We start from the raw sequence: 17,776 nt of genomic DNA on the forward strand, positions 1-17,776 counted from the left end.
TTTTATTTTAAAGTGATTTTATGTCAGAATTTAAAGATTTCTATGACACTTTAATAGAAAATTTAGATGGATACGAAGGGGAATATGCATACTTTATCAATTGTGGCCCTAATTTATTTAATCTCCTTTGTGATCTTCTTTCTCAAAAAGAGATTAGTCGAGAAATGAGATTAGAGATTAGTGCAGCTATTGCTTATTATGTAGCCCCTGATGACATCATCCCAGAGGAGATATATGGTCCTTATGGCTATATAGATGATATCTTCGTATCTGTTTATGTTTTAAGAAAAGTAGCTAAAGAATTTGGTTACGAGTTTCTTCAAGATTTATGGAAACATGAAACTGATGTAAAGGAAGTTATGGATGATTGTTATGATAATTCCTTAGAATTATTGGAAGACAAAGTTCACGCTGTCTTGTCTTATGTTGGTTTGATGGATTAACTTTTTTTATTTATTCCTCTTTCACTTTTTTTTAAAAAATTTTATATGTTTATAAATAGTAAATTATATATTAACTGTTAGTTAATTAACAAATATTTTTATTATAAACATAAAGGGGACTTACTTATTTTAAAACAAGATATAAAACAAATTTTAGATGAATATCTGGTATCTAGGAAAACTTATGATTCTTCAAAAAATCCTATTTTTAAATTAATTAAAAATGATTTTAAACAAGATTTAGAACGTGCTTTAGGGGAAAATTTTTCTATAGATTCATATTCAAGAACTAAAGATTTAGGAACCATTCCTCGTATAAAAATTATTGATAATACTGTTGTTGATCAAGATTTTTATATAAATCTAATGTATTATTTTAAAGCGGACATGTCTGGATTATATTTAATATTAAAAGTTCCATATGAAAGAAAAACTAAAACCAAATATGGCAAATATTATGCAAATTATCTTAGAAATAAATCAAATTACATTCGGGAGTTTTTAAAAGAAAACGGTAAGCTTGAAGAAAATTTAGTTTTCAGTGTAGATTTAGCTGAAAACAGAGTTAAATCAAAGTTACATGATAGTGCAACAATAGTGGCTAAATATTATGATAAGTATACTATTCCATCTACAGAGGATTTAGTCTTGGATATAAAACGATTTTCAGATTTACGTAAATTTGTTTTAAATAATTATACAGATCAAATCGACATCTCTGTAGATGAATGGGTCTCTGCTTTAGAAGATAACTCTGTAATCGATAATAAAATGTTCAGTATTCTTGAAATCATGTATGATATAGTAGATTATCAAGCTACTACTGGTCAATTAATTAAAATAAGAGAAAAATTAGGTTTTAGCAATGAGAAATCTTATAACAGTACAATTATTGCTAATTCAAAGCGAGTAAAGGATTTTTTAAACAAGAAAGCAGTTTATAATAAAGATGGAACTGAAAATTATTGGATGAGATTCTTTTATGGAACAGAGGTTAGAGCAAGGAATAAAGGTAAAACTGGAAAAGCGTTCCAGTTCACATTAAAAGATGAATTAATAGAAGCTTTAGGAAAAGTTAATAGAAATAGGGATGAAGTTGATGTATTTGAAAATATTTATGATAATGATTTAGAAGAAGATTTTATTGAAACTGAAAGGGTAGATGATATGGCTGAAGAAAAATTATTTAATTCATTTTATGATTATCTTTTGTATAAAGGATATTTCTTTGATAAGGAAACAATTGAAAATTACTTATTGTCTTTAAAAGCTAAACCATTTGCTATTTTGACAGGTAATTCAGGGACTGGAAAAACCAAATTGTCTCAGCTATTTGCTCAATATCTTACAGATAATCATCCCTTAGAAAATGAAGACACTATCAGTTCTATTAATACTGAAGTTTTAGTTGGAAAATCCTCTGAAAGTGGGGGATGGTCTTTAAATAGAAATGATATAAAAGATTTAATTCCAATTGATGAACTTGAGAATAGTTATTCAATTGTTGTTGATGGTGTTCCTGCAAATGCAAATTTAAAATTAAATCCTCGTTTATTCTACAAAGGAGATGAATTAAAGCGACATCTTGCGGAATTGGCAAATGAAGATGAGAAGCAAAAGGTTCCTTTAGAAATATTATTAGATGAGGATATCACAAATTTTAAAGCCGATAAAAATTATAATAATGAAGATTATTTTGATACACAACATTTTCAAAAAGGTAATGATTTTGGGGAATATTATGTAGAATTGACCAAGAGTTCAAAACAATTTGCAAAAAACTTTGAAGATGAATTTAGTAAAACTCTTTATCCCTTTGATGAATATTATGGTACTTGCCTTGTTGAATTAAATCGTAAAGTACAAATGGCGGATGTTGTATATGAACCTTGGATTAGTTTTAAAGAAAATGAGGAGATAATAGAATATATAAAAAGTAATTATCCGAAAGGCAATGACTCAAATATTAATATTAAATTCAATTCCAAAGATATTTCAAAATGTTTAATAGAAGATTTTATTAAAAGTAATGAAATTTTGGAGGGTTTTTTAGAAAACAATAATTTAAAAAGAATCAAATTACCGCTTAAAAGAAAAGATTTCCCTGGAGATATATCTGATTTTGTTCCATTAAGGCACGAAACTCGTTGTAGGGTTATTGTTGATGACAAAATATTTGGTGAAGCAATTTTTAGATTATACATCATGTTTAAATTAAATGATGAGAATTCAATTGGTGAAGGCAAATCTGTTTATGTAAGAATACATCCTAATACTTTTGAATATAAAAAAAATAGAACATCTAATTTTGTTACTTTTGGAGAATTTATTGATTATGAAACCTATAAAAATAAAACAGGAATTGATTTATTATTTGGCCATCAAGAAGATTTGAAGAGAGATATTTTAGAAAAAAGGGGTGGAAATAATTATAAACAAAATAATCCTAATTATAAAATAATCCCAGTAGGTGCTAATTGGACTGAAAACAGACACATAATAGGCTATTACAATGTAATTACAAATGAATACCAATCCACACCTGCATATGATTTAATAAAAGCTGCAAATAATTCTACAGAACCATATTTCCTCATTCTAGATGAAATGAACTTATCTCATGTGGAACGCTACTTTGCAGACTTCCTATCCGCTATTGAAAGTGGAGAGAAAATCCCATTATACGGAGAAGAGGAACTAACCTTACCACAAAACCTATTCATCATAGGTACAGTAAATGTAGATGAAACCACTTACATGTTCTCTCCAAAAGTCTTGGATCGTGCTAATGTTATTGAGTTTGAGACTTTTTCTGCTTCTGATTACATGAATAATAAAATCAATCTCACAGCACCAAGTGGAAACATATCTTACTTGGAAAATCCATTGGCAGGAGATGAGATTCGTTCTTATGGAATAGATGAACTAAGAAATCTATTTGATGAAGTGGAATATGAAGGAGAGCCATTCTGGAATTTATTGACTAATGAAATCTACGAATTCCAAAAAATATTAAAGGAATCAGGGTTTGATTTTGGATTCAGAGTCATCAATGAAATAGTTCGTTTCATGGCTGTTGCATGGGAATATGAAGATAAACCGGATGAATTTACTAATTGGAAACGTTACTTTGATGCATGCATAAAGCAAAAGCTACTTCCTAAGTTACATGGTTCAGAGAAAATTATAGGGGAAACATTGGATAAATTATATTCCAAATGTGTAGGCAAGCATTTAACATATGAAACTGCGAATTATCCTGAATCTGCTCGTAAATTAAAAGAAATGAGGGATATTTTAACTAAACAACGCTATGTATCATTTATTAATTAGATTTATGGGTTAAAGCATGGAACAGTATATTAAAATAAAAGCGCATAATGATGAAGGAGAGCTTTTAGGAACTATCAAACTTTCAATTGTACTGGAACGTTCTACAAAATCCACAAGGACTATTGTAGATTTTAATAAAGAAATCAAACTAGACAATTCCATATACAATATACCTTCCTATGCCACTCTGATTTTGTATAATGTCCCATTAGTCTATGAATATGACAATAAAACTCCTATTCAATTTTACAAAAACAGTGAGAACTATATCAACATAATGCTTTTAGAGGACTTCAGATATAACTTAAGCTTTAAGCCAAACTATAAATTGGACAAGGAATTCAATGATTTGGATGTTTTCCACTCCTTATTAAAATTTGAAGCTAGAGTCTTAGAGCTCTTTCCACACAGCTATAATGGATTCCTATCCTTTGGATCTTATGTTGGAAAAAGCTATTTTGACATTTATGAAAACAACAAATCAGTCTTTAAGATTCCATTTGAAGTTCGCTCTCGCAAAATCGATTATGCAACTGAATATGCTTCCATGATTGGAGATTTATCCAAATATTCCCAAAGTCTGATATATGAATCATCTTCACCATTATCCCAACTTTTTGATCTTGACAATATACAGGATAAGTCAAGCTATGAGGAATTCATGTTGCTTGAATACTTGTTTAAGGATGAAAACCTGCCGTCTACAATAGAATATCTTTCCCGAAACTTGTATTCCGCACTAATCGATACAAAAGAAGAGGTTCCTACATCATTTGCATCCAATATAAATCCAAATGATTTGATAGACGTATTTTCCAATTCTGATAATTTGACAAAGACTAATGATGCAGATTCAATATGGTATAAGCAAACAAAAGGCCATATTCCACTAAAGATCAATGAGACAAAATACATTGACAACATAGATGTTCCTGAGAATCGTTTTTACAAGAACTTTTTGGAATCCATTGAGACTCTAATCAATCAATTATTGAAAAATGTTACAGAAGGATACATCAAAGACAAACTCCATACATACAAGGAAACAATTAGTGCTTATCTTTCACAGAGATACTTTAAAGATATAGGTATGATGGATTATGTTCCTTTAAATTCACAGCTTCTTCAAAAAAAGGAGGGGTATCGTGATATACTCCAATACTATCTGATGTTTGAGTTAGGATTCAAGCTGAAATGGGATGAACTCACCGATGTATTCAAGGGCAATGAGAAAAAGGTCTTTGAGCTTTATGAGTATTGGTGCTATTTTGAGCTGGCTGATATAATCAGCAATCTTTGTGATTCTACAATAGATTTCAATGACATATTCTCACTTAGTGAAGATAAGATGACAATATCATTAAGAGAGGGCATTGTCAAAAAATTCAATTTCAATATTAAAGATGAAAATATCAGAATAGATTTATTGTATAACAAAACATTTAGTAAAAGCAAATTCAATGATTATAATTCCTATTCAGTCAATTTAAGGCCAGATTACAGCTTGATAATTCATATTGGAGATGAAAGATACATCATTCATTTTGATGCAAAATACAAGTTGAACATCAATGATGAATCCTTCAAGAATGAGGATGTTGTAAAGATGCATGCTTATAAGGATGCTATTGCAGATACAATTGGCGCCTATGTTCTTTATCCTGGTGAAAAGAAGAAATTGTATCATGAAGAGGAAATGAGATTAAAATCAGTAGGAGCATTTCCATTAAATCCAGGAGGAGCATCAGAGAATAAAAAAGAATTGATTGATTTCATTCGTGATAAGATTTTGGATTTAAACGGTTTAATAAATTAAATTATCTATCTAATATCTATCATATATCTATCACATATCTATCAAGTATCTATCATATATCTATCACTTATCTATCAACTTCATTATCACTTGCATATAGTTTCTTTTTCAAATTCCTTTTTTAAAATTCCTTGGAATTAATTCTTAACTTAATTAAGCATTTCTAATCAAATAAAAAACTTAATATACTTAATAAAATAAAATATCAATTGTAAATAATAGTATACTATTGTTTTAATAAAAGGGTTGGTTACAGTTGTCCTTAAATGAGATTTATCTGATTCTCTAGGAACATGTAATAACTATTAATTATCTTTGAATTGGAACATTAATTATCTTAAAGGGGTTTGATTAATGGTTCCCTTTTATAAGATCATTAATGCAAAAGTTATTATATTTGGGGGTTGAATCATTTAATCGAAAATAAGGATGATTTTCTTTGATTAGAAAATGTTAGTTCCTTTAAGCTAATATTGTAGGGGTTGGTTATCTTTTATTGATTTGCTTTTTTATTTTTAATTATTTTTTAATTCTGGAGATTTTACATTGAAGATTAGAAAAAATTCCTCTACCGATGAAAATAAAGAGGATAATGATTTTATTGATAGAACCAATCGTGCTTTAGAGCGTATGGACAAATCAGATAAGAAAGCTTTATCTAAAGAGGAGTTTCTAAAGGATTTAGAATCCTGGTAAATTTCTTAATTTAAAAATTGTTTTAATCTTGTTATAATATTATATCTCTATTATTTTTTACTATTTTTTATAAATATTAAATTAAACTTGTTATTTTTCGATTTAACTATTAAATTGCTCTTATTTTTTAGAAAAAATTTATATGCTTCTTTTTATAGATTTTATTTCACTGTTAAAGAGGTGTAAGCATGTTAATAAGCCAGCATGAAGACAAGTCCTTTAAGATATTGATTGATTTTACAATGCATGATTTTTTAAAGGGAATTGGAATTGATGAGGAGATAATAGTTCCACTTCCTACAGAGCTCATGGCCACCAATTGCATGAATCGCAGATTGGATTACTGTGGCCTGTCTAGAAATTATGAAATCATCAATGTTGAATTCCAATCAACTGTCTTAAGCGAAGAGGATGAGATTAGGATCTTTGATTATGCATCATCCTTATTTGTAAAGTTCAAACTTCCAGTAAAAACCTTTATTATAAGTACAGTCGAAGATAAAAGTCGAAAAATAGAAAAATGGCATCATAATGATGTGTTTACTATTTATATCATATCGTTAAAGGATAGGGACGGATTGAAAGCTTTAAATAGTATAAAATCAAAAATAAGGAACAAGGAAACCTTTAATGGTGAAGATATCGTTTCATTGATTTCAATTGTTTTTATGAAATCGGACTTTAATGAAAAGGAATTGTTGTTTGAAGTTGGAGATTTGACGAATAAGGCAAGATTTGAATCTGACTTTGTTAAAGATCAAGTAAAGTCAATTCTATTGATTTTAGGGAATAAATTCATAAAAGATAAAGAGGAATTAAAAAATTTTGGTGATATTATGATGGAGTCAAGTCATTTATTATCTTTTGTTAAAAGAACAAGTGGAGATTTAATAGAAGAAGGAAGAAAAGAAGGCAAATCTATAGGTATTGGTGAAGGAGTGGAATTAGGTAGAAAAGATGGAATTATTTCAGTAGCTAAAAGGATGTTGATGAGAGGTATGGATATTGATGTAATTTCCGAACTTACTGGCCTATCAATAGAAGAGATAAATTCTTTAAAGGAAAAATAATTATTTAAAAAAAGAGTAAAGTACTGATAGAAATCAGTACCCATAAGTCAAGATGTTTCCTTCTTCATCCACGATTCTAAAGTATCCGTCATCGTAGGTTATTCTATATGTTCCATCACCAAGGTCTTCTCTTGAAACCTCATGCTCTTTTGGATCCCAGCCGTCAATGACATCATCCACCTTATTGTCTGTTTTGTACTTGTCACTGCTTGATGATTGAGCAATCTTCTTTACATATATTGTTCCAGTAATCATAGCCGGTTCATAATCCTTGTTTCCATTGAATTTAGCGCTTAATGTAAAGTTGTCTGCTATCATGTCTTCCAATCTGCACTCTCCATTTGCATTTGTCTTGAGAGTGAAGTTTTCAGTTACTCCATTGCTTTCATGAGTAAGGTTTATCTCAATCCTTTCACCTGAAATTGCAGTTCCATTCTCATCAGAAAGCTTTAGTACCAGGCTATCCCCTTCATTAAGCTGTTGGTTGCTTTCCATAGTGAGAATTGCAGTTTTTTCAGCACTTCCAAAAGGATGGGACAGTACAAACATTCCAATTGCAAGAATAATGATTATTGTAGCGCATATGTATATGATATCTTTTGTATTCATATTAACCCCCAAATTAATTTTTGATTTTAGTTAATTAATATTATTATTTTATTCTTATTTTATTCTTTTCTATTTTAGTGGGTGCAGATTTTTTTATTTTATTCTTTTCTATTTTAGTGAGAGGGGATTTTTTTTATTTTTTTATTTTCTATTTTAGTGAGGGGGGATTTTTTTATTTTATTCTTTTCTATTTATTGAGGAAGATTTCTCCATTCTTTCCCATTTTTAATCAATCGATTAATCATAAAATACTTAAATGACTTTTTATAAATCATATCTTGTGATATTTTCTAATATCTGAGATTAGAATACATATCACTTTAGTTATCAAATCATGTTAAGGGCAGCATTTTATGCTGCTCTTAAAATACCTTTCTAAAGATTTTCTTAAGTCCTATTAAGCTATTTTTTAAATATTTCACTCTTATCTGAATTTTACTCTTTTTATCAATTTGCAATTAAAAAAATTTATATGATAGTAATAACAAATATTAAATAAAGTATAATGGATATTTTTTCAATTATACTTTATATAGATTTTTAGCTAAAGACTTGAGATAAAATTTACCCTAAAACTATATAATTAAAAAAATTTATTAAAACTATCGAACTAATATTATTTTTCCTAAAATATATGTTTATACAGAAAACCCTTTACTATCATAATTGAAAATTGGTTTTTTTAAACAAATCTTTTTATTCGTATATTTTAGTCTTAATCTTTCTTTAGCTATTAATCTATATTTGCCACACTATTTTTAAATAAGGATTGTTTTTTTTTACCATGTCTCAATAATAAAAATCTTTAAATTTAATCTAATCAAAAATATATATTAGATAAAAAAATCAGTTAAAAAATATCATTACTTAAATTCATAGGTGTTTCAATGGAAAGTCAAAATATATTAATCAAAAATGCAACTATACTAAATCCATTGGGAAATGGAAAAACAGAAGAGAAATCTGCAGATGTATTGATTGTTGAAGATAGGATTGCAGAAATAAACAATTCAATCGATGAATCAAATGCAGAAAAGATAATTGATGCAACAGACAAGATATTGATGCCAGGGCTCATCAACACTCACACTCACATCTCAATGTCACTTTTACGTGGAATAGCTGATGATTTGGAATTGGACACTTGGCTTAACGATCACATCTGGCCTATGGAAGCACACTTAAGCAGGGAGTACTGTTACGTAGGTGCACTTCTTGGTGCAGTTGAAATGATCAAGAGTGGTACAACAACATTTTCAGACATGTACTTCTATATGGATGGTGTCGCACAGGCAGTTGAAGAAATTGGTATGAGGGCAGTGTTGTCATATGGTATGATTGATTTCGGCATTGAGGAAAAACGTGAAAACGAATTCAAGGAAAACATTGCACTCATAAAAAATCACAACAACACTGCTGATGGAAGAATCACTACAATGTTTGGTCCACACTCAATTTATACAACTTCAAGTGAGCTTCTAGAGAGGGTCAGAAAGGAAGCTGATAAGTACCAAGTTGGTATCCACATTCATATGAATGAGACAATGAAGGAAATTAATGACTGTAAGGAAAACCATCAAAATAAAAGGCCCTTCGAGTATTTAGATGACTTGGGCATATTAGGTAGTGATATTGTTGCGGCTCACTGTGTATGGTTAGACCAAAATGAGATAGATTTGATTAAAAAGTATGATGTCAAGGTTTCACACAACCCCTGCAGTAACATGAAACTTGCATCTGGTGCAGCACCTATAGGTGAACTATTAAGTCAAGGTGTATGTGTTGGATTAGGTACTGATGGTGCATCAAGCAATAACAATCTTGACATGTTCGATGAGATGAAATTTGCAGCATTACTTCAAAAGGTTTCTACTCTCAATCCAAAACTTGCAACTGCAGATGAAGTGATAAATATGGCAACATTCAATGGTGCAAATGCATTAGGCATTGATGCAGGTTCAATTGAAGTTGGCAAAAAGGCAGATCTTATTCTCGTTGACACAAATCATCCTAACATGACTCCAATGAGCAATGCACTTTCATCAAACTTGGTCTATTCAGCAAATGGTTCAAATGTTGACACCACTATCTGTAATGGAAAAATATTGATGGAAAACAGAAAGCTTCTCACTGTTGATGAAGGCCATATCTTAAGTGAGGCAAAAAGAGCTATTGCTGAAATGAAAGAGTTGAGGGAAGCTGAAGCTGAGGAATAGGCAATTTTTCTATTCCTATTATTTTTTTAATTCCTAAATTTATTTTATATTTTACGAACTATTTTTGGGTTTATAAAAAAAGAAAATGAATAATTTTTTATTCATTTTCATTTAGAATATTTATTCATTTACCCAATTGATTATTTCATCATCACTTTCTCTGCCGTATAATCTTCTTCCTGGTTTCCAATTAGCTTCTGGATAAGCGTTCTTCAAGTCGTTTTCACAACCGCTGATTCCAGTTCCACCAGAGGTACAGAAAGCTATTGCAGTTTTTCCAGCAATGTCAATGCTTTCAATGAAAGTGTTGATTATTGTAGGTGCTGTATACCACCATACTGGAAAACCGATGAGGATAGTATCATATTCAGCCACATCAATTGTTTCCTTGATTGGAGGTCTGAAAGATTTGTCGTTCATTTCAATAGTTGATCTGCTTGTCTTGTCCATATAATCCAAGTCTGCTGCGGTATATGGAGTTTCAGGAGTAATCTCAAAGATGTCTGCATCAAGTGCATTTGCCACTTTTTCTGCCACTTTTTTGGTTACTCCTCTTGCTGAGAAATAAGCTACTAAAGTTTTCATTTTATCACCATCTTTATTGATTTAAAAAATTTATTCATTATATTATTTAGAATTATTCAAATGTATCTACAACATCTTTTAAAAGTGTTGGAATGTCTAGTTTTTGGGTACAGATTGCCATGCAGGATTCACATTCAGTACATGCAGATGCCGGTGCATTTGCAGCTGCAGTTGTTCCATAGATAGCATGCAATGAAGGAAGTGAATACATCTTTTCACTGTTGTACAATTCAAAGAAATCAGGTATAGGGATTCCTGCTGGGCATTCCTTTAGGCAATATCCGCAATAACTGCAGTCTATTGCAATGAGCTCCTTGATTTCATTTGCCATTTCAAGCACGAACTTCTCTTCCTCTTCGCTCATAGGTTCAAATGGCTTGAATACTCCACAGTTCTCTTTCATCTGCTCGAGGTTTCCTACACCACTTAAAACCACTTTGACGTTTTCATGGCTTGCTGCAAATCTTAAGGCAGCTTCAACCAGTGTCATGCCTTCTTTTTCAAATTTTTCTTTAATGTCGTCAGGCAAATTGTAGAGAGTTCCACCTTTTATTGGTTCCATTACAATTACATCCTTGCCGAATTTTTCACAGATTTCATAATTCTTTCTGGATTCGGTAAGTTTGCTTTCCCAATCAAGGTAGTTTAATTGAAGTTGCACTACATCTATTTCATCGCCGTATTTTTCAAGGATTTCTTCAAGAAGATCCGCCCTGTCATGGTAACTGATACCTATTTTCTTAGCTATTCCTTCCTCTTTCATTTTCTTAATGTAATCGAAGCTGTTGCAGTTTTCAGCTATTTGAAGGAATGCTTCATTGATATTGTGGATAAGCAATACATCAAAGAAATCTGTTCCCAATCTTTCAAGCATGATATCTACAAATTTTTGATTATCCTCTTCGCTAGTTAAAGCCCATGTAGGTATCTTATCAGCTATCTTAAATGATTCTCTTGGATATCTTTCTACAAGTCCAATCTTTAAGGCAGCTTCAGAAGCACCATTGTGGTATGCATAGGAAGTGTCAAAGTAGTTGAAACCTTGATCCATATAATAGTCAATCATTTCTGTAACATCATCGTAATTTATGGAACTTGGATTGTTTTCATCTTCCAAATCCAATCTCATAGCTCCAAATCCAAACATAACATCATCGCTCATAATTGTCACCTGTTTAATTAGATTATAATATTCTCTTGAATTTTCATATATTTTTAAAAATATTATATTTGATATAATATATAAATCTTTCCTAAGGAAACAGTTATCTAATGAAAATATTTAAATAGATTGAAAGATATAGTTTATATAAAGAGAATAAGCTTTATTGTTTTAGAATTGGTGTAAATATGGAATTGCCTAATCAGTTTATTAATGAAAATCCTGAGGACATTAGAATTTATCACTTTGTAGAGGAATTGGTAGGAAGCTTTAAAAATTACATTGATGAGGAATTTGTAGATGAAGACATCAGTTTAGTTGAACTTCCTTTTTTACTCAGAATAAGGTTTTCCACTGAAGGAACTCAAAAGGAATTGGTGAATCTATTCAAGGTCAGTGATGGTTACACTGCAAAGCTTCTAAGGCGTTTTGAATTGGCTGGTCTTATTAAAAGAATAGAAGATCCATCTAATAGGCGTAGAAAATTAGTTAAATTAACTGATAAAGGCATTAAAAGAACTGATAAGATATTAAAGTACATCGATTACTGGGAAGATACAGTAATGGATGGAATCGATGAGGATGAGAGAAAAGTCTTGAAAAAATCCTTATTGAAGTTGGTTCTAAACACTCAAAAGCTTTAAAACTCCTTTTTTATTTTTTTAAAACAAGTTTTTACATAAATTATTTCATTTCACACGAACTATTTTTTACAAGATAAAAAAAGTGGAGATAAATCTCCACTAGCAGGAAAAATCAATCTCAAATGAGATTGACACACAAGTATTTAATTAAATATAGTTTTTTTAAATATTTAAATATTTTTATCTCTAGAAATTTCTAAGGCAAAACTAAAAATGGAAAATTTAAATTACTCAGTATTTAAAAATTTTTACAAATTAATTAATTTTTATACAAAAGGTAATATGAATTCTATTTATTAAACTAATGGCACGTAGTAGTTTTAAAATTTCATCCATCATAGAACCACCTCCTGTCTTTTAGTCAGGAGCATACTTGTGTTTTTCCTCCTGCTTAAAATTTGTAGTTCTAGATAAATTTCCAAATTTAGAATTGCCAAATATTAGTTTAAAACTAATTATTTATTAATTTAACTAATTTTTGGATTTATTTTTTTAATTTAATATCAATTTACAAATATTAAGTCAATTTAACAGTTTTAATCAATTATAATATTGTTAAATTAATATAATAATATTCTTAAAAAAATAGTTTATTACAATACGAATTATTTTTTCCAAGATAAAAAAAGTGGAGCTGAACTCCACAAAAATTAGAATAAAAGATATTGATAAAAATTAGTCAATCTTACTAACGTTTAGCAAATCTAATCTTATTTGGTCCCATGATAATGCTCTTTTTCCAAAGCTCATCGTTAGTTTCTGGGAAGTCTTCTCTGAAGTGTGCTCCTCTACTTTCTCTTCTGAGTATTGCAGATTTTACGATAAGGATACAGATTTCAACCATGTTGATTACTTCAAGAGCGGTAAGGAGTGATTCATTGAATTGAGTCCTGTCATCAACATTGAGGTCATTCAATTCCTCTTTCATTTCAAGAAGTCTTTCAAGAGCGGACTTTAGGTTTTGCTCATTTCTTACAATTGAGACTTTTTCCCACATCAATTGCTGGATTTCCTTCTTCATAGCTATTGGATCGATGGAACCTTCCTTCATCAATGATTCTATTCTATTCTTTTCCTCTTCAACAGCTGTGAAATTGTACTGCATGACAGTCAAGTCACATGCAAGAGCTGCAGCAAATCCTGCTCTTTTACCGAACACTTGAGTGTCTGCAAGTGCATTACCTCCAAGACGGTTAGCACCATGGACTCCTCCACATACTTCACCGCAAGCGAATAGGTTTTCAACAGTGGATTGACCATCTTCGTTGATTCTGACCCCTCCCATATGATGGTGTGCAGTAGGTGCAACTTCCATTGGTTCGGTTTTTATGTCCACTCCAATGTCTTCAAACTGAAGCACCATTGTTTCAAGCTTTTCATCAATCAAGTCTGGGTCGAGGTGGCTTACATCAAGGTAGACTCCACCATGTTCGGTTCCTCTTCCTTCCATGATTTCATTGTAGATTGACCTTGCAACAACGTCACGGGTAGCAAGTTCCATACGGTCATCGTATCGGCCCATGAACCTTTCACCTTCGCTGTTGATGAGTCTTCCGCCTTCAGCCCTTACCGCTTCAGTTACAAGAACTCCCTTTCTTGAATCCGGATAGACCATACCTGTTGGGTGGAACTGTATCTCTTCCATATCAATCAGGTCTGCTCCAACATTCCATGCAAGTGCAAATCCATCCCCATTCTTTTGGGTTGTATTTGAGGTTACAGGGAACAATTGACCGGATCCACCAGTTGCAAGAACAACAGCTTTAGCTTGGAAATAGATGATGTCATTGTTCTTGAGGTCAAGTCCAACTGCACCGATCACTTTTGAGAGGATGTTGTTTGAGTCATCCTTGATAAGTGCTGTAATCATCACTTCATCAATGGTCTTGATGCCACGCTTGATGATTTCTTCCTTAAGTGCAGTCATGATTTCATGGCCGGTTCTGTCTCCTTGGAAACAGGTTCTTCTATAGGTTTGACCACCAAATGGCCTTTGGTTCAATTCACCGGATTCCTGTCTGTCAAAGAGGGCGCCATACTCTTCCAAGTCACGGAGTCTGTCAGGTGATTCATTGATTAGAATGTCTACTAATTTAGGGTCATTAAGGTAGCTACCACCTTTTAAGGTGTCTTTAATATGCGCTTCTACACTATCCTCTGGGTCTACAAGTCCAAGTGCAGCATTGTATCCACCTTCAGCCATTCCAGTACAGCCTGATCTGAAAGTCAATCCTTTTGAAACAATCAATGCTTCCTTTCCTTGATTGGACACTTCAATTGCTGCTCTACAGCCTGCACCACCAGAACCTATAATCAATACATCAGTTGTGATAGTTTTAATTTCCATAATTTCCCTTCTTAGTTGTTTTTTTTTAATCAATTGCTAGTTTTTTAATTTAATTGCAAAAAATTTTGGTCAAGGTTTTTGACGAAGTCAAAAAGCTTGGTTAAACGTTATTTTCTTTACGATATGTAATAATATCTTCAATTGTTACAACAGGCATGTCATGCTCTTTTGAGAACTCAATAACATCTGGCATCCTTGCCATGGTTCCGTTTGGCAATGTGATTTCACATAATACCCCCGCAGGATTAAGGCCAGCAAGTCTCATTAAATCAATGGTTGCTTCAGTATGGCCATCTCTTTCAAGCACTCCACCTTCTCTTGCTCTAAGAGGGAATACGTGACCTGGGTGGTTTAAATCACTTGGCTTTGCATCTGGATTTGATGCAGCCTTAACGGTTTTTACTCTGTCTGCTGCAGATACGCCAGTGGTTACTCCTTCTGCTGCTTCAATTGTTATTGTAAATCCAGTACCATAGGTACTTGTATTGTTTTCTACCATTAAAGGAAGTTCCAATTCATCTGCCTTATCAGGAGTTAAGCATAAGCATACGATTCCACTTCCTTCTCTTATGAGAAGTGCCATTTGCTCCTCAGTCAAGTGTTCTGATGAAAAGATCATGTCTCCTTCATTCTCACGTGTCTCATCATCAGTTACAATGACTCCATTTCCTGATCTAATTGCATCCAATGCTATTTCCACTCTTTCTTGAGGACTTCCTTTTAAACTTTCTTCATGATTCATAGTAAAGCTCCTTAGTTGTTTAAATTAAAAGTTTTCTAATTCTAGTTACTAGAATCAGGGCAAAAAAAGGATATTTATTTTTAAGTAAAGGTGATTTTTTTTAGATTTTTAGCTATTCTCTATTAATCAAACATAGAGTTATCTAACCTATTTACTTTAAACTCATATTCTCTTCCATCCGGACTGTCACCGTCGGTTTTGGACTTTCACCAAATCAACACAATTGTGCTCGTGGACTTATCATTTTTAGAAAAAATTTTTGCACTAATGAATCACCACCGGTGGAGAATTTCACTCCGCCCTGAGAATTGTATATTAAAATATATTGTAAGTGATTAAAATACTTTTTTATATATCTTTTTTATATATAAATAAATTATTTTAACAAATGTTAATCATATTAAGAAAAATTTTTTAACTTTTTTTTATAAACATTATCATAATAATGTTTAATTCATGTAATTTGGTTAGGATATTATGGCATCAAGAGAAGAAATAAAGGAAGCTAGTCAAAGGATTAACGAAATCCGTAACGTTGCTAAGAAGTATAATGTAGGACATTTGATATCTGAATCTAGAAAACCTAAATACCCCTCTCAAGGTGAATATGAAGATGAATTGGATTCTTCTGGAATTAGAATGGCCTTGGAGGAATTAGGCCCGGCTTATGTCAAATTAGGTCAGCTTTTATGTACAAGGCCTGACCTTGTCGGAAATGAGATTGCAGAGGAACTGACAAAGCTTAGGGATAACACTCCTGTCACCCCATTTGAAGAGATCAGGGAAGTGATAGAAACTGAACTTGGTCAGCCATTGGATGAAGTGTACTCCGAATTTGAAGAGGAGCCACTCGGGTCAGCGTCAATCGGTCAGGTTTACAAGGCCACATTGAAGGAAACTGGTGAAAATGTAGCTGTGAAAGTCCAAAAGCCAGGTTCATATGATATCGTTGCATCTGATGTAAGGATAATGGTTTACTTGGCTGAAAAGGCTGACAGGTACATTACAAAAACAAGAACATTCAACTTGCCGGCAATCATAAAGGAATTTGAAAGATCCATTTTCAAGGAACTTGACTATATGGAAGAGGTCATGAACATTCAAAAGATCACCAAGAACTTTGAAGGTCATGATTATGTGAAATATCCTAAAGTATATCCTAAGCTATGTACCAATAGGCTCATCAATATGGAGCTTGTTGAAGGATATAATGTCACCGACTTGTATGACAATGAGATTGAAGGCATATCAGGCAAGAAAATTGCAAATGATATAGTCGAATCCTATTTCAAGCAAATGATGATTGACGGTTTCTTCCATGCAGACCCTCACCCAGGTAACATGATCATAGATGCAGAAGAGAAAAAGCTCTGCTACCTTGATTTAGGTATGATGGGAATATTGAATGAAACTTTCCGCAGTGACTTGGCTCAATTGATCTTATTATTGCTAGGAGGAAATGCAAACAGCCTTGTCAAGCAATTGCTTTATATGAAAATCATCTCTCCTGAACAGGATACTGAAGAGTTAAGGATGGATATCGAGGATTTGGTAAATCGTTACATTGGTGCTGATTTGGACCAAATGGATGGTGTTTTGGAAAAATTAATCAACACCATGATCAAGCATGGAGTAACACTTCCAAGAGAATTCGTCATGATTGGAAGAGGAGTGGCACTTATTGAAGATATAGGATATAATTTGGACAAGGACTTCAATATTGGAGAGGCACTTCAAAGATTCTCCAAAAAATTAGTTGTCAATAAGTTCAATCCTGTGAATGTTGCAAAAGGAAGCTATGACTATCTATTGGATGTTGAACATTTAATGAAGGATTTGCCTGATAGGATAAATTCCACCCTTACAAAAGTGGAAAAAGGAGAAATAAAAGTCAATTTGGAACTTAAAGGATTGACTGAACTTAAGAATCAGCTTTCAGCATCACTCATAATATCTGCACTTATCATAGGTTCATCATTGGCTATCCTATCAAACAGCGGACCAAAAATGTGGGACACTTCTGCAATTGGTCTATTCGGATTCCTATTAAGTGCAGTCTTAGGATTTTACATAGTTATAAAATATGTCCTCCTTGACAAATAAGTTCAAATTT

13 protein-coding genes and 1 riboswitch are annotated in these 17,776 nt (G+C 31.9%); of the genes, 8 read left to right on the forward strand and 5 right to left on the reverse strand.

Going from position 1 to position 17,776, the window contains the following annotated elements:
* The first annotated feature begins 20 nt into the window (after positions 1 to 20).
* The 5 genes from ACJMLB_RS03995 (at position 21) to ACJMLB_RS04015 (ending at position 7,358) form a co-directional block, all read left to right on the forward strand.
* Positions 21 to 443: a YkvA family protein gene (locus ACJMLB_RS03995; RefSeq protein WP_405323856.1), complete on the forward strand. Its 423-nt coding sequence runs from the start codon at positions 21 to 23 to the stop codon at positions 441 to 443.
* Positions 444 to 593: 150 nt separating this feature from the next.
* Entirely contained in the window at positions 594 to 3,776 is a 3,183-nt protein-coding gene (locus ACJMLB_RS04000) for an MrcB family domain-containing protein (protein WP_405324078.1), read from the forward strand.
* Between the two features lie 16 nt (positions 3,777 to 3,792).
* A complete protein-coding gene (locus tag ACJMLB_RS04005) occupies positions 3,793 to 5,592 on the forward strand; it encodes a DUF2357 domain-containing protein (RefSeq protein WP_405323858.1) in 1,800 nt (599 codons plus the stop codon).
* Positions 5,593 to 6,138: 546 nt separating this feature from the next.
* Positions 6,139 to 6,288 (forward strand): hypothetical protein, encoded by a 150-nt coding sequence (locus ACJMLB_RS04010; RefSeq protein ID WP_296856105.1) that lies wholly within the window; start codon positions 6,139 to 6,141, stop codon positions 6,286 to 6,288.
* 188 nt (positions 6,289 to 6,476) lie between these two features.
* Positions 6,477 to 7,358 carry a hypothetical protein gene (locus ACJMLB_RS04015; RefSeq protein ID WP_405323860.1) on the forward strand — a complete coding sequence of 294 codons (882 nt, stop codon included), beginning with the start codon at positions 6,477 to 6,479 and terminating at the stop codon, positions 7,356 to 7,358.
* 33 nt (positions 7,359 to 7,391) lie between these two features.
* Here ACJMLB_RS04015 and ACJMLB_RS04020 read toward each other — a convergent pair whose 3' ends face one another.
* Positions 7,392 to 7,967: a carboxypeptidase-like regulatory domain-containing protein gene (locus ACJMLB_RS04020; RefSeq protein ID WP_405323862.1), complete on the reverse strand. Its 576-nt coding sequence runs from the start codon at positions 7,965 to 7,967 to the stop codon at positions 7,392 to 7,394.
* 887 nt (positions 7,968 to 8,854) lie between these two features.
* Between ACJMLB_RS04020 and ACJMLB_RS04025 the strand changes: the two genes are divergently transcribed.
* Entirely contained in the window at positions 8,855 to 10,183 is a 1,329-nt protein-coding gene (locus ACJMLB_RS04025; protein WP_405323864.1) for an amidohydrolase family protein, read from the forward strand.
* Positions 10,184 to 10,303: 120 nt separating this feature from the next.
* On the opposite strand, the gene ACJMLB_RS04030 is transcribed toward ACJMLB_RS04025, so the two are convergent.
* Positions 10,304 to 10,768, reverse strand: coding sequence for a flavodoxin (locus ACJMLB_RS04030; RefSeq protein WP_405323866.1), 465 nt, complete (start codon positions 10,766 to 10,768; stop codon positions 10,304 to 10,306).
* A gap of 52 nt (positions 10,769 to 10,820) precedes the next feature.
* A complete protein-coding gene (locus ACJMLB_RS04035) occupies positions 10,821 to 11,930 on the reverse strand; it encodes an aldo/keto reductase (protein WP_405323868.1) in 1,110 nt (369 codons plus the stop codon).
* A gap of 188 nt (positions 11,931 to 12,118) precedes the next feature.
* Between ACJMLB_RS04035 and ACJMLB_RS04040 the strand changes: the two genes are divergently transcribed.
* Positions 12,119 to 12,574 carry a MarR family winged helix-turn-helix transcriptional regulator gene (locus tag ACJMLB_RS04040; protein WP_296856090.1) on the forward strand — a complete coding sequence of 152 codons (456 nt, stop codon included), beginning with the start codon at positions 12,119 to 12,121 and terminating at the stop codon, positions 12,572 to 12,574.
* A gap of 688 nt (positions 12,575 to 13,262) precedes the next feature.
* Here the strand turns inward: ACJMLB_RS04040 and tfrA are convergent.
* Together tfrA and ribB are read right to left on the reverse strand one after the other, a co-directional pair.
* On the reverse strand, positions 13,263 to 14,921 hold the full coding sequence (tfrA, locus tag ACJMLB_RS04045; RefSeq protein ID WP_296856088.1) for a fumarate reductase (CoM/CoB) subunit TfrA: 1,659 nt from the start codon (positions 14,919 to 14,921) through the stop codon (positions 13,263 to 13,265).
* A 100-nt stretch (positions 14,922 to 15,021) separates the two neighbouring features.
* Positions 15,022 to 15,663 carry a 3,4-dihydroxy-2-butanone-4-phosphate synthase gene (gene ribB / locus ACJMLB_RS04050; protein ID WP_295608406.1) on the reverse strand — a complete coding sequence of 214 codons (642 nt, stop codon included), beginning with the start codon at positions 15,661 to 15,663 and terminating at the stop codon, positions 15,022 to 15,024.
* A gap of 162 nt (positions 15,664 to 15,825) precedes the next feature.
* Positions 15,826 to 15,976: riboswitch (FMN riboswitch) on the reverse strand.
* Positions 15,977 to 16,140: 164 nt separating this feature from the next.
* On the opposite strand from ribB, the gene ACJMLB_RS04055 reads away from it, so the two are divergent.
* Complete coding sequence (locus tag ACJMLB_RS04055; RefSeq protein WP_296856085.1) at positions 16,141 to 17,766, forward strand: AarF/ABC1/UbiB kinase family protein; 1,626 nt, start codon at positions 16,141 to 16,143, stop codon at positions 17,764 to 17,766.
* Positions 17,767 to 17,776 lie beyond the last annotated feature (10 nt).

Origin of the sequence: Methanobrevibacter sp. (assembly GCF_045114555.1) — an archaeon.
Lineage (GTDB): Archaea > Methanobacteriota > Methanobacteria > Methanobacteriales > Methanobacteriaceae > Methanobrevibacter.

What these genes read in the sequence shown, in the direction of transcription:
- ACJMLB_RS03995 (WP_405323856.1), top strand. Translation starts at nt 21, where the DNA reads ATGTCAGAATTTAAAGATTTCTATGACACTTTAATAGAAAATTTAGAT.
- ACJMLB_RS04025 (WP_405323864.1), top strand. Translation starts at nt 8,855, where the DNA reads ATGGAAAGTCAAAATATATTAATCAAAAATGCAACTATACTAAATCCA.
- ACJMLB_RS04030 (WP_405323866.1), bottom strand. Translation starts at nt 10,768, where the DNA reads ATGAAAACTTTAGTAGCTTATTTCTCAGCAAGAGGAGTAACCAAAAAA.
- ACJMLB_RS04005 (WP_405323858.1), top strand. Translation starts at nt 3,793, where the DNA reads ATGGAACAGTATATTAAAATAAAAGCGCATAATGATGAAGGAGAGCTT.
- ACJMLB_RS04040 (WP_296856090.1), top strand. Translation starts at nt 12,119, where the DNA reads ATGGAATTGCCTAATCAGTTTATTAATGAAAATCCTGAGGACATTAGA.
- ACJMLB_RS04020 (WP_405323862.1), bottom strand. Translation starts at nt 7,967, where the DNA reads ATGAATACAAAAGATATCATATACATATGCGCTACAATAATCATTATT.
- tfrA (WP_296856088.1), bottom strand. Translation starts at nt 14,921, where the DNA reads ATGGAAATTAAAACTATCACAACTGATGTATTGATTATAGGTTCTGGT.
- ACJMLB_RS04015 (WP_405323860.1), top strand. Translation starts at nt 6,477, where the DNA reads ATGTTAATAAGCCAGCATGAAGACAAGTCCTTTAAGATATTGATTGAT.
- ACJMLB_RS04035 (WP_405323868.1), bottom strand. Translation starts at nt 11,930, where the DNA reads ATGAGCGATGATGTTATGTTTGGATTTGGAGCTATGAGATTGGATTTG.
- ribB (WP_295608406.1), bottom strand. Translation starts at nt 15,663, where the DNA reads ATGAATCATGAAGAAAGTTTAAAAGGAAGTCCTCAAGAAAGAGTGGAA.
- ACJMLB_RS04055 (WP_296856085.1), top strand. Translation starts at nt 16,141, where the DNA reads ATGGCATCAAGAGAAGAAATAAAGGAAGCTAGTCAAAGGATTAACGAA.